This window comes from Sinorhizobium alkalisoli (assembly GCF_008932245.1).
In the GTDB taxonomy this organism is placed as follows: Bacteria; Pseudomonadota; Alphaproteobacteria; order Rhizobiales; family Rhizobiaceae; genus Sinorhizobium; species Sinorhizobium alkalisoli.
On sequence record NZ_CP034909.1, the window covers coordinates 3,432,892 to 3,451,985 of the forward strand.

Annotated in this window: 12 protein-coding genes and 1 pseudogene; 8 read left to right on the plus strand and 5 right to left on the minus strand. The window is 63.5% G+C overall.

The genetic code is table 11. The features are described from left to right. From EKH55_RS16335 to deoA, 4 genes are read left to right on the plus strand one after another with little or no spacing between them, the layout of a single operon-like run. Nucleotides 1-972 carry an ABC transporter permease gene (locus EKH55_RS16335; RefSeq protein WP_151611827.1) on the plus strand — a complete coding sequence of 324 codons (972 nt, stop codon included), beginning with the start codon at nucleotides 1-3 and terminating at the stop codon, nucleotides 970-972. Between the two features lie 3 nt (nucleotides 973-975). Next, on the plus strand, nucleotides 976-1,371 hold the full coding sequence (locus EKH55_RS16340) for a cytidine deaminase (protein ID WP_151611828.1): 396 nt from the start codon (nucleotides 976-978) through the stop codon (nucleotides 1,369-1,371). After that, nucleotides 1,368-2,165, plus strand: a complete 798-nt coding sequence (locus tag EKH55_RS16345; protein WP_151611829.1) for a purine-nucleoside phosphorylase — start codon at nucleotides 1,368-1,370, stop codon at nucleotides 2,163-2,165. The genes EKH55_RS16340 and EKH55_RS16345 overlap by 4 nt, the downstream gene beginning before the upstream one ends. Nucleotides 2,166-2,181: 16 nt before the next feature. Further along, nucleotides 2,182-3,492 (plus strand): thymidine phosphorylase, encoded by a 1,311-nt coding sequence (gene deoA / locus EKH55_RS16350; protein ID WP_151611830.1) that lies wholly within the window; start codon nucleotides 2,182-2,184, stop codon nucleotides 3,490-3,492. Here deoA and EKH55_RS16355 read toward each other — a convergent pair. Then, a complete protein-coding gene (locus EKH55_RS16355; protein WP_151611831.1) occupies nucleotides 3,485-4,009 on the minus strand; it encodes a retropepsin-like aspartic protease family protein in 525 nt (174 codons plus the stop codon). The genes deoA and EKH55_RS16355 overlap by 8 nt on opposite strands. A 226-nt stretch (nucleotides 4,010-4,235) precedes the next feature. Beyond that, nucleotides 4,236-4,865 carry a uracil phosphoribosyltransferase gene (gene upp, locus EKH55_RS16360; protein WP_069459960.1) on the minus strand — a complete coding sequence of 210 codons (630 nt, stop codon included), beginning with the start codon at nucleotides 4,863-4,865 and terminating at the stop codon, nucleotides 4,236-4,238. 545 nt (nucleotides 4,866-5,410) lie between these two features. On the opposite strand from upp, the gene EKH55_RS16365 reads away from it, so the two are divergent. The 3 genes from EKH55_RS16365 (at nucleotide 5,411) to EKH55_RS16375 (ending at nucleotide 10,592) form a co-directional block, all read left to right on the plus strand. After that, on the plus strand, nucleotides 5,411-6,619 hold the full coding sequence (locus EKH55_RS16365) for an efflux RND transporter periplasmic adaptor subunit (RefSeq protein WP_151611832.1): 1,209 nt from the start codon (nucleotides 5,411-5,413) through the stop codon (nucleotides 6,617-6,619). A 10-nt stretch (nucleotides 6,620-6,629) separates the two neighbouring features. After that, the gene (locus EKH55_RS16370) at nucleotides 6,630-9,770 is read left to right on the plus strand and encodes an efflux RND transporter permease subunit (protein ID WP_151611833.1); all 3,141 of its coding nucleotides are present in this window, start codon (nucleotides 6,630-6,632) and stop codon (nucleotides 9,768-9,770) included. Between the two features lie 162 nt (nucleotides 9,771-9,932). Further along, nucleotides 9,933-10,592 carry a TetR family transcriptional regulator gene (locus EKH55_RS16375; RefSeq protein WP_151611834.1) on the plus strand — a complete coding sequence of 220 codons (660 nt, stop codon included), beginning with the start codon at nucleotides 9,933-9,935 and terminating at the stop codon, nucleotides 10,590-10,592. Between the two features lie 44 nt (nucleotides 10,593-10,636). Here the strand turns inward: EKH55_RS16375 and EKH55_RS16380 are convergent, their stop codons facing one another. Both EKH55_RS16380 and EKH55_RS16385 read right to left on the minus strand, forming a co-directional pair. Then, entirely contained in the window at nucleotides 10,637-11,023 is a 387-nt protein-coding gene (locus EKH55_RS16380; protein ID WP_151611835.1) for a response regulator, read from the minus strand. After that, complete coding sequence (locus EKH55_RS16385) at nucleotides 11,007-14,495, minus strand: chemotaxis protein CheB (RefSeq protein WP_151611836.1); 3,489 nt, start codon at nucleotides 14,493-14,495, stop codon at nucleotides 11,007-11,009. The genes EKH55_RS16380 and EKH55_RS16385 overlap by 17 nt, the downstream gene beginning before the upstream one ends. Nucleotides 14,496-14,780: 285 nt before the next feature. Between EKH55_RS16385 and EKH55_RS16390 the strand changes: the two are divergent. Continuing rightward, nucleotides 14,781-15,797: pseudogene (locus EKH55_RS16390) on the plus strand (chemotaxis protein CheB). Between the two features lie 63 nt (nucleotides 15,798-15,860). Here EKH55_RS16390 and polA read toward each other — a convergent pair. Next, nucleotides 15,861-18,875: a DNA polymerase I gene (polA, locus tag EKH55_RS16395; protein ID WP_151611837.1), complete on the minus strand. Its 3,015-nt coding sequence runs from the start codon at nucleotides 18,873-18,875 to the stop codon at nucleotides 15,861-15,863. Nucleotides 18,876-19,094 lie beyond the last annotated feature (219 nt).

Sequence of the window (19,094 nt, forward strand, 5' to 3'; positions counted from 1 at the left end):
ATGGATTTCTTCCACGTCCTCGTCGTGCTCCTCGAATCGACGATCCGCGTTTCGGTGCCGCTGGTCTTTGCCGCACTTGCCGGACTTTTTACCGAGCGCGCCGGCGTCTTCGACATCAGCCTCGAAGGCAAGATGCTCGGAGCCGCTTTCGCGGCGGGCGCTGCGGCGGCCGTTTCCGAGTCTGTCTGGGTCGGCCTTGCCGCGGCTGTCCTGGTTTCCGTTTTGCTGTCGCTCGTCCACGGCTATGCCTCGATCACCCAGCGCGGCAACCAGATCGTCTCAGGCGTGGCGATCAATTTCATCGTCGCCGGTGCGACGGTGATCCTTGGCGAGGCCTGGTTCCGGCAAGGGGGACGGACGCCTGCGCTCGTCGAGGGCGCGCGGTTCCAGATCGTCAATTTCCCTGGAGCGGACGCGATCCGCGACGTTCCGGTTCTCGGACCGATCTATGCGGATCTTCTGTCCGGGCATTTTCTGCTGACCTATCTCGCCTTCGCCATGGTGCCGATCAGCTGGTGGATCCTGTTTCGCACGCGCTTCGGCCTAAGGCTCAGGGCCGTCGGCGAGAATCCCGGCGCAGTCGATACGGCCGGCATCTCGGTGATCTGGCTGCGCTACCGCGCCGTTATCTGCTGCGGAATTCTCTGCGGCTTCGCCGGCGCCTATCTGTCGCTTGCCATGACGGCCGGCTTCGTCAAGGGCATGACGGCCGGCAAGGGCTATATCGCGCTCGCGGCACTGATCTTTGCCAAATGGCGGCCGGTCAACGTCATGTTCGCCTGCCTGCTCTTCGGGTTCCTCGATGCGCTGGCGATCCGGCTGCAGGGCGCACCCTTGCCGCTGATCGGCCAGGTGCCGGTACAGCTGATGCAGGCCTTGCCCTATATCCTTACTGTCGTGCTGCTTGCCGGCTTCATCGGCAAGGCCATTCCGCCCAAGGCGGGCGGCGTACCTTACGTGAAGGAGCGTTGACCAATGCCCCAGGCCGAACTCTTCGTCGCGGCGCGTGATGCCATGGCAAAGGCGCATGCGCCTTATTCCAAGTTTCCCGTGGGCGCGGCCATTCGCGCCGAGGACGGGAAGATTTATACGGGTGCCAATATCGAGAACCTCTCCTTTCCGGAGGGGTGGTGCGCGGAAACGACGGCGATCAGCCACATGGTGATGGCCGGCCAGCGCAAGATCATGGAGGTGGCGGTCGTCGCCGAGAAGCTTGCGCTTTGCCCGCCCTGCGGCGGCTGCCGCCAGCGCCTGGCGGAGTTTTCCGGCGCCAGCACGCGCATCTATCTCTGCGACGAGACCGGTATCAAGAAGGCGCTGGCGCTTTCCGACCTGCTGCCGCACAGCTTCGAAACCGAGATGCTCGGATGACGGCGGCAGCGGACTATTTGAAGGAGAAGCTCGGAGCGCTCTCGCCGCGCTACGGCATCGTACTCGGCTCCGGTCTCGGTGCGCTGGTCGAGGCGGCGGCGGAGCCGCTCCGCATTCCCTATGCGGACATTCCGGATTTCCCGGTGAGCAGCGTTTCCGGCCATGCGGGCGAACTCGTCGTCGGCAAGCTCGGCGACGTGCCGGTCGCTATGCTCTCCGGCCGCGTGCACTACTATGAACGGGGCGACGCGGGCGCGATGCGCCTGCCGATCGAGACGCTGAAGCGGATCGGCGTCGAAAACCTCATCCTCACCAATTCGGCCGGCTCGCTGCGCGAGGACATGCCTCCGGGCTCGGTCATGCGCATTGCCGATCATATCGCCTTTTCGGGCTCTAACCCGCTGATCGGGGTCGAAAGCGACAGTCGCTTCGTCGGCATGACGAATGCCTATGATGCGGCGCTTTCCGAGCGCATGGAGGAGGCGGCCGATCGTTTGTCGATTCCGCTGTGGCGGGGCGTCTACATGTGGTTCTCGGGCCCGAGCTTCGAGACGCCGGCGGAGATCCGGATGGCGCGGATAATGGGAGCCGACGCCGTCGGCATGTCCACCGTGCCGGAGGTCATTCTCGCCCGCTTCTTCGGGCTCAGGGTCGCGGCCGCCTCCGTCATCACCAATTTCGGGGCCGGCATGACCGGCACCGAGCTCAGCCATGAGGAAACCAAGGAGATGGCGCCGCTTGGCGGCGAGCGCCTGTCGGCGCTCCTCAGGGAAATGATCGCGAGCAAAGGCTGAACGGCGGTAATCGGCCATGATCCCACAGGAAATCATCCGGAAGAAGAGGGATGGCAGCGTGCTCGAGGCGACCGAAATAGCCGCCTTCGTAAAGGGGCTCGCCGACGGATCGATTTCCGAAGGTCAGGTCGCCGCCTTCGCCATGGCGGTCTGGTTTTCCGGCATGGCTCGCGCGGAATGCGTGGCGTTGACGCTTGCCATGCGCGATTCCGGCGAAACGCTCGATTGGGGCGAACTTGGCCGGCCCGTCGTCGACAAGCATTCCACCGGCGGCGTCGGCGACAATGTCTCGCTGATGCTGGCGCCGATCGTCGCTGCCTGCGGTGTCGCCGTGCCGATGATCTCGGGCCGCGGGCTCGGCCATACAGGCGGAACCCTGGACAAGCTCGAATCCATCCCCGGCTACGATATCCGGCCTTCGCCCGACCGGTTTCGCAAGGTCGTCGACGAGGTCGGCTGTGCGATCATCGGCCAGACGGCCAATCTCGCGCCCGCCGACAAGCGCCTTTATGCGATCCGCGACGTGACGGCCACGGTCGATTCGGTACCGCTGATCACCGCCTCGATCCTCTCGAAGAAACTCGCCGCCGGACTGCAATCGCTGGTGCTCGACGTGAAGCTCGGCAATGGCTCCTTCATGAGCGATCCCGAGGAAACCGAAGTCCTGGCCCGCTCCCTGGTCGACGTCGCCAATGGCGCGGGTGTGCGGACTTCGGCCTTGATCACCGATATGGACGAGCCGCTTGCGGATGCGGCGGGCAATGCGCTCGAGGTCGAGAATTGCCTTGCCTATCTGCGCGGCGAAAAGAGGGGAACGCGGCTGGATCAGGTGGTCATGGCCCTTGCGGCGGAAATGCTCGACGCGGCGGGCGTCGCACCTGACAGGGCTGGGGCGGAGGCTATGGCGCGCCGGGCCTTGGAGAGCGGGGCTGCGATGGAGCGATTCGCCCTCATGGTCCGGTGCCTCGGTGGGCCGGCGGATTTCGCCGATCGGCCCGAAACCTATCTCCCGAAGGCACCGGCCGTCGTACCGGTGCCGGCCGGCCGCGACGGTTATCTGGCGGCCTGCGAGACCCGCGAACTCGGCATGGCCGTGATCGCGCTCGGCGGCGGGCGCACGCGCCCGGATGACCGGATCGATCACAGGGTCGGTCTCTCGCGTCTGGCGCCGCTCGGGACGAAAGTCGAAAAAGGTCAGCCGATCGCTCTGGTGCATGCCGCCGACGGATCACAGGCCGAGGCGGCGCGGCAACGGATCGCAAGCCTCTATACGATTGCCGACGCGAAGCCCGAGCCGCGTCCCGTCGTCCGGTCTAGGATTACTTGATGAGGTGCAGCGCGCCGTTCTCGACGCGATAGGAGGAGAGGCGGCCGAGAAAGGACATGCCGACGAGTGTGCCGGAAAGCGCCTTGTCCGGCAGCACCATGGCCTCGACATCCTTCAGCGAAATGCCGCCGATCTCGACGCGGTCGAGGCGGACATGGGCGGCTTCCACGACGCCGTTTGCCGTCTGTGCCCGTGCGTTGAACGAAAGGCTCCCAACGGTAATGCCGAAGCGCCGGGCAGCCGAGCTGTTGATGGCGATCACACTGGCACCAGTATCGACCAGCCCTGTTTCCGAGCGCCCATTGATGCGAAATGTGCCGACGAAATGGCCGGAGCGATCGGCCTCGAGGACCACGCCCTTGCTACTCGCGTAGCTCGCCGTTGCCGATGCTGCGGTAGAGGTTCGAGGCGCCGCGGCAGTCTCTTCCGTGCGGCCGAGATAGCTGGAGGCAAGTTCCGGAACAATGAGGGCGAGGGCGGCAAGTCCACCGGCGAAAGCGAGGAGGCGTGTGATCATGTCCGGTTCCGTCTACAGCGCCGCGCGTCTTTTCAGACGCGCAAAGGTCGCTGTAACTCTTTGAATTTGCGCATCGAGCTTTCCGAAAACCGGGTACGATTTTTCGGGCTGATGCGCTAGCATAAGGCGCGTTGGAACATATCCCCGGATCATTTAACAACCGCACAAGAAAGCCGCCGGAAAACCGGCGGCTGTCGCCTGTTCTTCCTGTCTGGTTAAGAAAACCCTACTTCGTGCCGTACATGCGGTCGCCGGCATCGCCGAGCCCCGGCACGATGTAACCTTTCTCATTCAGGTGGCTGTCGACCGAGGCGGTGAAGATCGGCACGTCCGGATGCGCCGACTGGAAGTTGCGGATGCCTTCGGGGGCGGCCAGCAGGCAGAGGAAGCGGATATTTTTCGCGCCGCGTTCCTTGAGCTTGTCGATCGCCGCGATCGAAGAGTTGCCGGTCGCAAGCATCGGATCGACGACGATGACGAGGCGTTCGTTCAGATTTTCCGGCGCCTTGAAGTAATATTCGACAGGCTGCAGCGTCTCGTGGTCGCGGTAGACGCCGATATGCGAGACGCGTGCGGAGGGCACGAGTTCCAGCATGCCTTCGAGCAGACCGTTGCCGGCGCGCAATATCGAGGCGAAGACCAGCTTCTTGCCTTCGAGCACCGGCGAGTCGGTTTCCGTGAGCGGCGTCTCGATTCGCTCGATGGTGAGTTCCAGATCGCGCGTGACCTCGTAGCAGAGGAGCGTCGAGATTTCCTTCAGCAGCCGGCGGAAGCCTGCGGTCGATGTCTCTTTCTTGCGCATGATGGTCAGCTTGTGCTGCACCAGCGGATGATCGATCACTGTCACGCCGTCCATGGCTCACCTTCCTCGACAAATAGGATATCCGCCCTCTTTTCCATGGAATGACGGGAGGCCGCAAGAGCATTGCTCGAACTTGCCTGCGGAATGCTTCCCATTGGGCCTGCAGCCACCTTCTCCGGGGATTTCCTTTGCGGGTGCCAGGAAAAGGACGTCGGTGCTGCGGAACCGAACCCGCCATTCGATTCCGATCACACCTTCGTGATCAGAGCAGATGAGCAGCGGCGAAGTTATTGCGTTCCCACAGCGCCGCGCGTTTTTCTGAGACGCATTCAGACGCCCAAGGGGCACAGTAACTCTTTGAATTTGTGCGTCTACCCTTCCGAAAATCGGATACGGCCTTCGGGTCGATGCGCGGGCCCCATTCGCCCTTTCCGGGTGGCCGGCAAAACTGTTGCGCTACGGTAGAAATTAACATACATTGATGTATGTATATTAGCTGTCCGGTATTTTCCTCCTGGATACCGGGCGCTTCACCTTTTCGGAGCGAGCAGCACTGCAAGACCGTGGCTGCGAGCAATCCTCTTCTTATGGACATCGCAATGCATATCGACAGACCGACACTGGCCGCGCTGCTGGCAAGCGTGATTTTTCTCGCCGGATGCCAGCAGAGCGAAGAACAGCAGGCGGCGGCCCCGGCCTTTCCTCCGGCCCAGGTCGCCGTCTTCACGACGGCTGCCGAACCGCTGCCGATCACCAACGAGTTGCCGGGGCGCATCACGCCGACGCGTATTGCTGAAGTGCGACCGCGGGTATCCGGCATTATCGTCGAGCGAGTGTTCCAGCAGGGCTCCATGGTGAAGGAGGGCGACGTACTGTACCGGATCGATCCTGCCCCCTTCCAGGTCAGGGTAGACAGTGCCCAGGCGACGCTGAAGCGTGCCGTGGCCGTGCGCGACCAGGCCAGGCAGACGGCCGAGCGGCAGTCGCGGCTGAAGGAGGCGCAGGTGGCGGCGGTTCAGCAATATGACGACGCGGTCGCCGCACTCGCCCAGGCCGAGGCCGATGTCGGCATAGCCGAAGCGGGATTGGCGGAAGCGAAGCTCAACCTCGAATATGCCAATGTCACGGCGCCGATCAGCGGCCGCATCGGGCGGGCGCTGATTACCGAGGGTGCGCTCGTCAGCGCCAACGGCTCGGACAACCTCGCGACGATTCAGCAGCTCGACCCGATCTATGCGGACTTCACGCAATCGGCGACGGATCTCATCCGTCTGCGCAAGGCGCTGGAGGACGGGCAACTGATCAGCGCCGATCACGAGGCGCCGGTGCAATTGATCCTCGACGACGGAACCCGTTACGCCCACGAGGGCCGACTGCTGTTCTCCGAAGCGGCCGTCGATGCGACGACGGGCCAGGTGACGCTGCGCGGCGAGTTCCCAAATCCGGATGGCGACCTGCTTCCGGGCATGTACGTGCGGGTCGAGATCGAGCAGGGGCTCGAGAAGAACGCCATTACTGTTCCGCAACAGGCGGTGCAGCGCAACAATGCCGGCCAGTCGCAGGTTTATGTCGTGACGCCTGAGAAGAAGGTCGAGTTCCGCAACGTCACGCTCGGGCGGACTGTCGGCAGCCGCTGGCAGGTGACCTCCGGTCTCGGGGCCGGCGAAAAGGTCATGGTCGAGGGCTTCCAGAAGGTCGGTCCCGGCGCGCCGGTCGAGCCCTCCGCATGGGACCCGAATGCAAAGCCCGAGACGGCGCAGGCCGCCTCGGCCGAGGCCGGCGAAAACTCCGCCACCGCACTGAAGTGAGATCTCGCCAATGCCCAGTTTCTTCATCGACAGGCCGATCTTCGCCTGGGTGGTGGCGATCTTCATCATGGTCGCCGGCATCATCGCGATCCCGCTCTTGCCGGTATCGCAATATCCGGACGTCGCCCCGCCGCAGATTTCGATAAACGCGACCTATCCCGGCGCCTCGTCGCAGGACACCTATCAGAGCGTCACGCGGCTCATCGAGAACGAGTTGAACGGCGTCGAAGGGCTGATGTATTTCGAATCGACATCGAGTGCTTCCGGCTCGGTCGAGATCAACGCCACATTTGCCCCCGGAACCGACCCCAGCCAGGCCTCGGTCGATATCCAGAACCGTGTGCAGCGTGTCGAGCCGCGCTTGCCCGATTCGGTCCGGCAGCAGGGCGTGCAGGTGGACGAAGCCGGCTCCGGCTTCCTTTTGATCGTTTCGCTCACCTCGACCGACGGTTCCATGGACGCGATCGGCCTCGGCGACTATCTGAGCCGCAACGTGCTGAATGAGATCCAGCGCGTGCCGGGCGTCGGCCGGGCCCAGCTCTTCGCGACCGAACGCTCGATGCGCATCTGGCTCGATCCGGACAGGATGCTCGGACTCAACCTGACCGCCGCCGATGTTACCGCCGCGATCCAGGCGCAGAACGCCCAGATAGCCTCGGGCTCGATCGGCGCCCAGCCGAACCCGATCACCCAGCAGATCAGCGCCCCGGTGGTGATCAAGGGACAGCTTTCAACACCTGAGGAATTCGGCGCCATCGTGCTGAGGGCAAATGCCGACGGCTCGGCCGTGCGCCTGCGCGACGTCGCCCGGGTCGAGATCGGCGGCGAGAGCTATTCTTTCTCGACTCGTCTCAACGGAAAACCCTCCGCCGCGATCGCCGTGCAGCTCTCACCCGGTGGCAATGCGATGTCGACCTCTGCGGCGGTCAAGGCGCGCATGGACGAGCTTGCGCAGTTCTTCCCGGCGGGGCTCGAATATTCCATTCCCTACGACACCTCGCCCTTCGTGAAGGTTTCGATCGAGAAGGTGGTGGAGACGCTCGTCGAAGCCGTCGCGCTCGTCTTCCTGGTAATGCTCCTCTTCCTGCAGAACATCCGCTACACCATCATCCCGACGCTGGTCGTGCCGGTCGCCCTTCTCGGCACCTGCGCGGTGATGCTGGCGATGGGCTTTTCCATCAACGTGCTGACGATGTTCGGCATGGTGCTGGCGATTGGCATCCTCGTCGACGATGCGATCATCGTCGTCGAGAATGTCGAGCGCATCATGTCGGAAGAGGGGCTGACGCCGAAGGAGGCGACCCGCAAGGCGATGAAGCAGATCACCGGCGCCGTCATCGGCATCACGCTGGTGCTCGCCTCGGTCTTCATTCCGATGGCCTTCTTCCCGGGGGCAGTCGGTGTCATCTATCGCCAGTTCAGCCTGACCATGGTGGTCTCGATCCTGTTCTCGGCGCTGCTCGCGCTGTCGCTGACGCCGGCGCTCTGCGCAAGCTTCCTGAAACAGGTGCCGAAGGGTCATCATCACGCCAAACGCGGCTTTTTCGGCTGGTTCAACCGCGGCTTCGACCGGACCTCTCGCGGCTATACGCGCGTCGTTGGCGGCCTCGTCGCCCGCACCGGCCGCCTGATGCTCGTCTATCTGGCCCTGCTTGCGGGCCTCGGCTGGGCCTTCCTCCAATTGCCCTCCTCCTTCTTGCCGGACGAGGACCAGGGCTATGTCATCGTCATGATGCAACTGCCCTCGGAAGCGACGGGCAACCGTACGACCGAGGTGATCGAACAGGCGGAGCAGATCTTCGGCCAGGAGCCGGCGGTCAATCGAATCGTTGCCATCAATGGCTTCTCCTTCTTCGGCACCGGCCAGAATGCGGGGCTTGCCTTCGTGACGCTGAAGGACTGGAGCGCGCGCGACGCCGACAATTCGGCCCAGGCGATCGCCGGCCGCGCGACAATGGCGATGAGCCGGATCAAGGACGCGATCAGCTTCGCGCTGTCGCCGCCGGCGATCCAGGGCCTCGGCACCACCGGCGGCTTCTCCTTCCGCCTGCAGGATCGCGGCGGTCTTGGCGAAACGGCGCTTGCGGAAGCGCGCGACCAGCTTCTCGGGCTTGCCGCACAGAGCAAGGTCGTGACCGGCGTTCGCTTCGAGGGCATGCCCGATGCCGCGCAGGTCAGCGTCACCATCGACCGCGAGAAGGCCAACACCTTCGGGGTGACCTTTGCCGACATCAACTCGACGATCTCGACCAATCTCGGCTCGTCCTATGTCAACGACTTCCCGAATGCCGGCCGCATGCAGCGCGTGACGGTGCAGGCGGACGAGATGAAGCGCATGCAGACGGCGGACCTCCTCAACCTCAATGTCCGCAATACGAACGGCGGCATGGTCCCGCTCTCCGCTTTTGCAACGGTCGAGTGGATCAAGGCACCGACGCAGACCGTCGGCTATAACGGCTATCCCGCCGTCCGCATCAGCGGCAATGCGGCGCCCGGCTACTCCTCCGGCGATGCCATCGCCGAAATGGAACGCTTGGCCGGCGAGTTGCCGGCGGGTTTTGGTTATGAATGGACTGGGCAATCGCTGCAGGAAATACAGTCGGGCACCCAGGCGCCGCTGCTGATCGCGCTCTCCTGTCTGCTCGTCTTCCTTTGCCTGGCGGCACTCTACGAAAGCTGGTCGATCCCCGTCTCGGTGATCATGGTCGTGCCGCTCGGCGTAATCGGTGCGGTGCTGGCGGTGACGATGCGCGACATGCCGAACGACGTCTATTTCAAGGTCGGCCTGATTGCGATCATCGGGCTCTCGGCGAAGAACGCCATCCTGATTATCGAGTTCGCAAAGGAACTCAGGGATCAGGGCAGGTCGCTGATCGACGCCACCATGGAGGCGGTGCACCTGCGCTTCCGCCCCATCCTGATGACCTCGCTCGCCTTCACGCTCGGCGTGGTTCCGCTGGCGGTCGCGACGGGCGCAAGCTCTGCCAGCCAGCGCGCCATCGGCACCGGCGTCATGGGGGGCATGATTTCGGCGACGGTGCTGGCGATCTTCTTCGTTCCCGTCTTCTTCGTGTTCATCATGAAGATTTTCGCACGCAGGAAAGCCGCGGACGCGGCGCCTGAGACCGGCTCCGCAAGCCCCGCCGAATAGGGCATGTTCGCGGCCCGTCCTCAACGGCGGGCCGCTTTACCGCGCCGCGCCCCCTCATTGGACGTGCGGCACTACGGCGCCGCGCGGCGCTGTATGAAAACTGCAGGTCTTTGTCCTTGAAGCGAGCGGCATTTGAGGAGAGATGCAGTCAAGGAGACTGCCATGCGCCGAACCAAGGCCGATGCCGATGCGACCCGGAAGAAGATCCTGAACGCCGCCGAGCGCATGTTTTACGAAAAAGGCGTCTCCAATACGACACTCGAGCAAGTGGCGAGTGAAGCGGGGGTCACGCGCGGCGCCGTCTACTGGCATTTCGCCAACAAGACGGATCTTTTCCTGGCGCTCTACGAAGCGGTGCCGCTGCCCCATGAGGACATGATCGTGCGCGACATCGAGGCCGAAGCGTTCGACACGCTGGCCATCGTCGAAAGGGCCACCGGTGATTGGCTCGAGACGCTCGCCAGGGACGAGCAGCGACAGCGCATCCTTTCGATCATGCTCCGCTGCGACTACGACCGCGCCATGTCGGCCGTGCTGGCAAAGCAAAGGGAAATCGACGAGCGGCACAATACCATGCTCGAACTCGCCTTCTCTCGCGCGCAGGAGAGAGGGCAGTTGCAAGAGCGCTGGACGCCCGCCTCTGGCGTCCGCGTTCTGCACTGGATGATGATGGGGCTGTGCACCGACTGGCTGCTCTTCGGCCGTAGCTTCGACCTCGTGGCAGAGGGGCGCGAGGCGCTTCGGCGCCTCTTTTCAGGTTTCAGGTGCGAGGGGACGAGCCGATCGGCATTCTCGGCCGAGCGTGTTGAGGATCCGCGATAGCCGCTTACGCGTGTGCGAGCCTTCGACCTCCTGCCTTCAAAAACTTATGCCGCTAGAACTCTGACAGCCGCACTGACGATGTCGTCCTGGGTTGCCGGTTTGTCGATCAGCACGGCGTCACCCCACTTCCTTTGCATCTCGGCGGTCAATTTTTGCCCGCTATAGAACAGGAACGGGATGCCTCGGTCGGCGAGCAGGTCACTCACCGCCTCCGTCGTCGCCGTTCCTAGCCGGATATCAAGAATCGCTATAGAAACCGGCTCGCTCCCAGCTGCCTGCAAAGCCTCTGGAAGCGTCATGAACGGCCCGATGATCTCGGCCCCGGCGTCGCGAAACGCCGCTTCGAGGTCGAGAGCGATGAGAATCTCGTCCTCGGCAATCAGGATCCTGATGCCTTGTAGCGGGCGATGCTCGTCAATCTTCCGCTCCATTGTTCTGGGTCTCCGGAAGCTCGATGTCGATCGTGCAGACCATCCCGCCCGGCCGAAAATCTCGGTGGACCGTCGTTCCCGGCAAACTCTTCTCGATCAGAACCCCGCCAAAACCAGCATGGTCCGGCGGCTTCACCGGCGGCCCGCCACGTTCCTCCCAAGTAACCGCCACACGTCGCCCGTTGTTCCGAAGTTTCCAGGTGAGAATCACCTGGCCGTCCTCCGTCGCGAAGGCTCCGTATTTTGCCGCATTGGTGGCAAGCTCGTGGAGCACGAGCCCGAAGGGCGTCGCGATGTCGGGCGGCAGCACGACGCTTTCTCCCTCGACCCGCAGCTTCTGCCGGTCGCTGCCCCCATAGGCCTGAAGCTGGCTCAGCGCCAGCTCGCCGAGCTCCGCGCCCCTCCAGTCGGAGGCGACGAGAAGCTTGTGCGCTGCGGCCAGCGCGGAAAGGCGCCCTTCGAATCGCTCGACGAAGTCTTCGCTTGAATCGGCGCTTCTGAGCGTCTGCCGCGCGAGTGACTGGACCACAGCCAGCGTATTCTTCACCCGATGGCTCAGTTCGCTCAAGAGCAACTGCCGCCGTTGCTCCCAGCGCTTGAGCTCCGTAACGTCGCGCGTGCTTTCGAGAACGAGCCGCCGATCGCCGAGCGGGAGAAGCTCGATCTGGCTCTCCACCGTCAGCACCTGGCCATCCTTGGTGGTGTGACGCAATTCACCGCTCCAATGGCCCTTTTCCATTAGCAACTGCCGCAGGGCTTCGAAGGAGGAACCGGGGACGACGGTCTTGAGCAGCTCTTCCTTCTGCTTCCCGAGCGCCTCGTCGCGCGAATAGCCGTAAAGCTCCTCGCTACCGCGGTTCCACTGTTTGATGCCGTCGTCGAAATCCCAAACGAAAATCGGTGAACGGGAAAGCTCGACGAGCCGCATTTCCTGCTCGAGGCGCTGCTTGCTTTCGCGTGCATTCTCCTCGGCGCGGCGGCGCTCGGTGATATCGACGAAAGTCGCCACGACGCCGTCGATCTTGTCGTCGATGGTCCGATAGGGGCGCATGCGCACGAGATACCAGCGGCCATTGCGATTCTTGACCTCACGCTCCACCGGCGCGAGATCTTTCAGCACCGCGTGCGCGTCGTCGGCCAGGCTGGGATAGTCGAGTTGGTGGGTGAAGTCGGTGATCGAACGCCCCTCGTCGTTCTGGGTGACATTGAATATGTCCATCAGCCGCGGCGTGAAGCGTTTGATCCGCAGCGATTGGTTGACGAAGAGCGTCGCGACGTCGGTCGCCGCCATCAGGTTCTGCAGATCGCTGTGGGCACGCGAGATGCTTTCCAGCTTCAGCTTGAGCTCGTTGTTGACCGTCTGCAGTTCCTCATTAATGGATTGAAGTTCCTCCTTGCTCGTCTCGAGTTCCTCGGCCGTCGAACGATATTCCTCGTTCATCGACTGGAGCTCTTCATTGGCCGCACGCAATTCCTCGTTGGCGGCCTCGGACTCTTCCCTCGTCACCCGCAGCCGGCTCTGTGCAAGCTGCAGTTCCTCCTGCAATTGCCGGACTGCCTGGCTCGTCGCCGGGCGGTCGTCGGGTGCCTCGGGCGGCGCACCATCCGCCCCGACCATTGCCTCGCCTTCGACGAACAGGACGAGCGCATGCCGTGCCGAGTCGCCATTCTGGTTGACCGGCTTTACCTGCAGGTAGACACGGTGCGGTTGACCGTCAAGTTGCGCAAGAATCGGCAGGGTCAGGGTGGCTTCGTTGCGCTCGAAGGCGCGATGAAGCGCGGCCCGCAAGTCGAAGCGAAATTCTTCGCGCACGAGATCCGCCGCGTCCGTGCTGACCGGTCCGCCGGAGGGCCGGAGAAAGCGCCCGGCACTTTCCGACAGATGTATTGCTCGGTGACCCTCATCCACCAGAATACTCGGCGGAGCGATCCTCTCGAGCATCTGGCGATGCAGGGCGGCGTCGCTGACATTGCCGGCGGGCGAGGGCAGGCGGGGAACCTGCGGCGCCCGCCCCGCTGTTTGGTGCGCACCAAGCAGCACGGGCAGGGCCGGGCGTCCGGCGCCCGCAACCGAGCGGTAGATGCGTGCCTCCCGGTCAAGCATACGGAAGAGGCCGGCGGGATGATCGGCGCTTTCGGATGATCCGAGGAAGAGGAAGCCGCCGGGGTTGAGCGCGTAATGGAACGTGTTGCAGACCTGCTGTTGCAGTTGCCGGTCCAGATAGATCAGCAAGTTGCGGCAGGAAACCATGTCGAGATGCGAGAAGGGCGGGTCTCTCAGCAGGCTGTGGCTGGCGAAGAGCACGATGTCGCGCAATTCGCGCCGCACCCGGTAGTACTCGCCCTCCCGCTGGAAGTAGCGGCGCAGCCTCTCTTCCGTGAGATCCGCTTCGATCGCCGCCGGGAAGCGCCCCTCACGCGCGATCGAGAGAGCTGACGAATCGAGATCGGAACCAAAGACCTGGATTTCCGGCGTCGCGTCTCGCCGCGCGGCTTCCTCGAGCAAGAGCATGCCGATCGTGTAGGTCTCTTCCCCCGTTGCGCAGGCAGGAACCCAGATCCTGATGCTGCTGCCGGCACTCTTTCCCTCGAACAGTTGCGGAACGACGTTTTCCGCAAGCGATTGGAAAGCGGCCGGATCGCGAAAGAAGGTGGTCACGGAAATCAGGAAATCACTAAAGAGCGCCTGGGCCTCCTCCGGGTTCTCGCGAAGATAGGTGTAGTATTCGCCGAGCGTTTCCTTTCGGGTGACTTGCGCCCGTCGACCGATGCGGCGCAGGATCGTGGCGCGCTTGTACTGGGAGAAATCATGGCCGGTCCTGACGCGCACATGGGCCAGAATGCGGCCAAACATATCCTCGTCGCCCGAATGGCCTTGGGTGGATTCGACAGTGGCTCGTGTTGCGATCAGTTCGCTGAGCCGATCGGGAACCTCGCGGATCGGCAGCACGAAGTCGGCAGCTTCCGTGGCGATGGCGTTGCGCGGCATCGAGGCGTATTCCGCCTCGTCCGGATCCTGAACGAGCACGATGCCGCCGGCCTCCTTGACCGCTTTTACACCGATTGCGCCATCCGACCCCGCGCCGGTGAGAACGATGGCGAAAGCGGTTCCGTCATGCTGTTCCGCGAGAGATCGGAAGAAGAGGTCGATCGGCGCCCGATGCGCTTGCGGTTCCTCAAAAGGAAGCGCGGCTATCCTGCCGTCGGCGAGTTTCAGCCGCCGATTGGGCGCGATGACATAGACGTGGTTGCTCTCAAGGCGCGCCTCGCCTTCAACCTGTTTCACTGGCATGGGCGTGCGTAGTGCTAGAATATTGGCCAGCTCGCTCCTCGCGTCGGGATCCAGGTGGAGGATCACGACAAAGGCGGCACCCGTATCGTCGGGCATCTGGTCGAAGAAGGTCTGGAGCGCGTGGACGCCACCTGCCGAAGCCCCGATCCCGACGATCGGCGGATTCTCTTCCTGCTCCATCCTTCACCTCCCCGGCAGCCTCGCGTCGCGATTCTCGTCGATCGCTGCTCGCGGGGCGAGATTCTCGGCAAATTGCAAAGCCGGAATAGCGGCAATTCTACACCCGGCGGACGTCTCTGGCACCACTCATATAACGGCCGATGCGTTACGGCCAACACAGACATGGGAGAATCTTCCTGACGAAGGCATCGACTTGCGCGTCCTCAGGTCGCGTGGGTTCGTATGGGAATTTTGCCATCGAACTTATGGGCCAACTGCGCGTTGTGGGTGAAATGGAGCAATGTCATGGGCCGCCGCGACGTCATAGCCATAGGGGGGTCGCTGGGCTCGGTCGATGCCGTCAAGCAGCTTCTTCGTGATCTTCCTGCCGATTTTGATGCCGCTGTTTTCGTCGTCATTCATGTCGGCGCCAGCGGCAAGGATTTGCTTGCCGGAATATTCAACGATCGCGCGGCGATCCCCGTGCGCACCGCGACCGATGGCGAACCGGTACAGCCCGGCCGCGCCTACGTTGCGCCCGCGGATAACCATCTCCTCGTTATGGACGGCACTGTGCGATTGGGCCGCGGCCCGCGCGAAAATCTTGCCCGACCGGCGGTCGATCCTCTCTTTCGTTCTGTCGGCATGAGTTTCGGCCCGGGAGCGATCGGTCTCATCCTTACGGGAATGTTGAACGATGGGGCCGCGGGACTGGCCGACCTCAAGCGATGCGGCGGCGTAGCCGTGGTCCAGAACCCGGCGGATGCCGTTGCTCCCGACATGCCGCTTGGAGCGCTCTCGGCGGCGGAGGTCGATTATCGCGCTCCGCTCTCGGACCTGCCGTCGTTGCTTGCCAAGCTGGCCGGCGAAGAAGCAGGGCAGGCGGTGCCCGTGCCGGACGATGTTCGGTTGGAGGTCGATATCGCCCTCGGCCGCCGCGCCGACCCCGCGAAGATCAGTGTCATTGCCGACCCGGTGCAATTGTCGTGTCCCGCCTGTGGCGGGGTTCTTTCGCAGGTGAGATGATCGCCGCCATTGCGGTTCCGCTGTCAGGTCGGACATGCATTCACCTCCTCAATACTGGCGGAGACGAGCGAGAATACCGTCGACGAGGCGATGAGGACCGCGCTTCGGATTATCGAGGAACGCGTGACGCTCAGCGAGAAGATGGCCGATGACGCGCGCCGCAGCGGCCTGGACGCGGCCGAAGCCGCGTACCGACGGCGGGCCGAGGAAGCCCGTGAGCATGCGGAGGTGCTGCGTCGCACCTTGATCGAAAAGAAAGCGGCACCGCCGGCCGATGAAGTCGAGACGGCGGAGTAGGGAATTTATGTCCGGCCGAAATCGTCTAGCGCATCCGCCAGAAAGCTCGATGCGCTGTAGCGTCTAGTGCGCCTCGTCCCAGTTGTGTGCTGCGCGCGCGTCGACTTTCAGCGGCACCTTCATGCTCAGCGCCGGCATCGCGGCGTTCTCCATCACCGAGACGATCACCGGAATGGCGCGCTCGATCTCGCCGTCCTCCACCTCGAAGATCAGTTCGTCGTGAACCTGAAGCAGCATTCGGGCGGTAAGCTTCGCCTCCTCGAGCGCCGGCTCCATCTTGACCATGGCCCGGCGGATGACGTCGGCGGCTGACCCCTGGATCGGGGCGTTGATCGCGGCGCGTTCGTTGAAGGCGCGCATCGAGGGGTTGGAGGAGCGGATATCCGGATAATGGGCTCGACGCCCGAAGATCGTTTCCACATACCCGTGCTCGCGCGCGAAGGCCTTGGTGCTCTCCATGTAGTCGCGGATGCCGGGGAAGCGCTCGAAATACCGCTTGATGTAATCGCCCGCTTCCGACCGTTCGATCGACAGCTGGTTTGCGAGGCCGAAGGCGGATATGCCGTAGATGATGCCGAAATTGATCGCCTTGGCGCGGCGGCGGATCTCGCTTGGCATGCCTTCGACAGGAACGCCGAACATTTCGGAGGCGGTCATCGCATGGATGTCGACCCCGTCCGCGAAGGCCTGGCGCAGCTGCGGGATGTCCGCCACATGCGCGAGAACCCGAAGCTCGATCTGGCTGTAGTCCGCCGAGACCAGCTTATGCCCCGGCGTCGCGATGAAGGCCGTGCGGATACGGCGCCCCTCGGCGGTCCTCACCGGAATATTCTGCAGGTTCGGCTCCGAGGAGGAGAGGCGGCCGGTCGTCGTCGCGGCCAGCGCATAGCAGGTGTGGACCCGCTTCGTTTCGGGATGCACGAAACCGGGGAGCGCATCCGTATAGGTCGATTTGAGCTTGGTGAGCTGGCGCCAGTCGACAATCTTGCGCGGCAGTTCGTGGCCGATCGCGGCCAGATCCTCGAGCACCTGGGCGGAGGTCGACCACTGGCCGGTCCTGGTCTTTGAACCGCCGGGCAGGCCCATCTTGCCGAACAGGATGTCGCCGAGCTGCTTCGGCGAGCCGATGGTGAAGCTTTCGCCCGCCAGCCGGTAGATCTCGTCCTCGAGCGCCGCCGCCCCCTGCGCCAGCTCCCCGGAGAGGCGCGAGAGGATCTGGCGGTCGACGGTGATGCCGCGCTCCTCCATCCGCGCGAGAACCGCGATGAGCGGCCTTTCGAGCCGCTCGTAAACGCGCGTCAGGCCTTTGGCGGCAAGCCGCGGCTTCAGCACGTGCCACAGCCTCAGCGTGACGTCCGCATCCTCGGCCGCATAGGCGGTCGCCTTGTCGATCTCGACGAAGTCGAAGCTCACGGCAGCCTTGCCGCTGCCGGCTATGTCCTTGTAGGCGATCGGTGTGTGGCCGAGCCAGCGTTCCGAGAGCGAATCCATCCCATGCGCGCCGGTGCCGGCATCGAGCACATAGGACATCAGCATCGTGTCGTCGAAACTCTCGACGGTGATGCCGTGCCGCCTCATGACGAGGTAATCATATTTCAGGTTCTGCGCCACCTTGAGAACGGAAGGGTCCTCGAGAAGTATCTTTAGCCGGCTCAAGGCCTCGCCAGCCGGTACCTGGTTTTCGACGAGGCCGCCGCCCAGCAGATCGCCGACGCCGCTCTTGTGAATGAGCGGCACATAGGCGGCACGGATCTTCGTGCCGGACGGGCCGTTACCGTAATTGGCGATCGCCAGCGAAAAGCCGACGAGATCGGCCCGCATCGGATCTAGCGAGGTCGTCTCCGTGTCGAAGCCGACAAGCCCCGCGTCGCGCCCGGCGGAAATCCAGCGGTCGAGCGTGTCGAGATCGCGGATCGTCACATAGCTGGCAGGATCGAAGGGCGCCTTGGCGAAGATGTCGGCGCGCGTCTGCGCCAAATCCTGCGGTGTCGCCCCAGTGGCGTCGACATCGCCCCTGCCGGCGGCAAAAGATACCGCCGCCTTTGCCGCGTCTCCGCGCGGCGGGGCGGCACTCGACGAACCGGGCGACGGCGGCGGGCCGGCGGCCTCGCCGGCGTCGAGATCCGGACCATGCGCCTCGGCGCCCCACTCGACCGGCACGTGAGCCGCCTCGATCGCCTCCGCATCCGTCTCGGTGGCGGCCGCGACGCGGCGCGTCAGCGTGTTGAACTCCATCGCCTTGAGAAAGGCGATGAGCTTCGGACCGTCCTGCGAATCGAGCCTGAGATCGTCGAGGTCGACGTCGAGCGGCGTGTCCCTCTTCAAGGTGACCAGTTCGCGCGACAGCCGCGCCCTTTCGGCATTGGCGATGATCGACTCGCGCCGCTTCTGCTGCTTGATCTCGCCCGCACGGGCAAGCAGCGTGTCGAGGTCGCCATAGGCCTCCAGAAGCTGGGCTGCCGTCTTCGGTCCGATGCCGGGGATGCCCGGCACGTTGTCGGTCGAATCGCCGGTCATCGCCTGGAGGTCGATCATCTTCTCCGGCGGTACGCCCCATTTCTCGATGACGTCGGGAATGGTGATCTGCTTGTCCTTCATGCTGTCATACATCGACACCTTCGGCGTCACGAGCTGCATGAGGTCCTTATCCGACGAGACGATCGTGACGTCGGCGCCCGCCTCCTCGGCGAGGCGCGCATAGGTGGCGATCAGATCGTCCGCCTCATAGCCTTCCTTTTCGATGCAGGGCAGGTTGAAGGCGCGGGTGGCATGGCGAATCAGTCCGAATTGCGGGATGAGGTCTTCCGGCGGCGCGGTGCGGTTCGCCTTGTACTGGTCGTAAAGCACGTTGCGGAAGGTCTTCGAGGAATAGTCGAAGATCACCGCGAAATGCGTCGGCGTCACGCCGACGGAGGTGTCGCGCGCATCCGTCAGCAGCTTCCACAGCATGTTGCAGAAGCCGGCCACCGCATTGACCGGCAGGCCGTCCGATTTGCGGTTGAGCGGCGGGATGGCGTGGAACGCCCGGAAGATGAAGCCCGAGCCGTCGACGAGGAAGAGATGATCACCATTTTTCATGTGGGCATGGATAGCGCGGGGGGAAAGAAAGGTCCATTGCGGTTTTGCTTGTAGCCATCGTCGGCAATCGCCATTTCCAGTGCATCGCAGCGGCCGTGGCTCTCACGCAAACGTTACGCATTTGTAATGCGCGATTCAGTCGGGCAATCCTTGAAAAGCCACATTTGAATCCTCAAATCATCGACACCGGCACCCAAATGATGCCGTCGTCTGGTGATT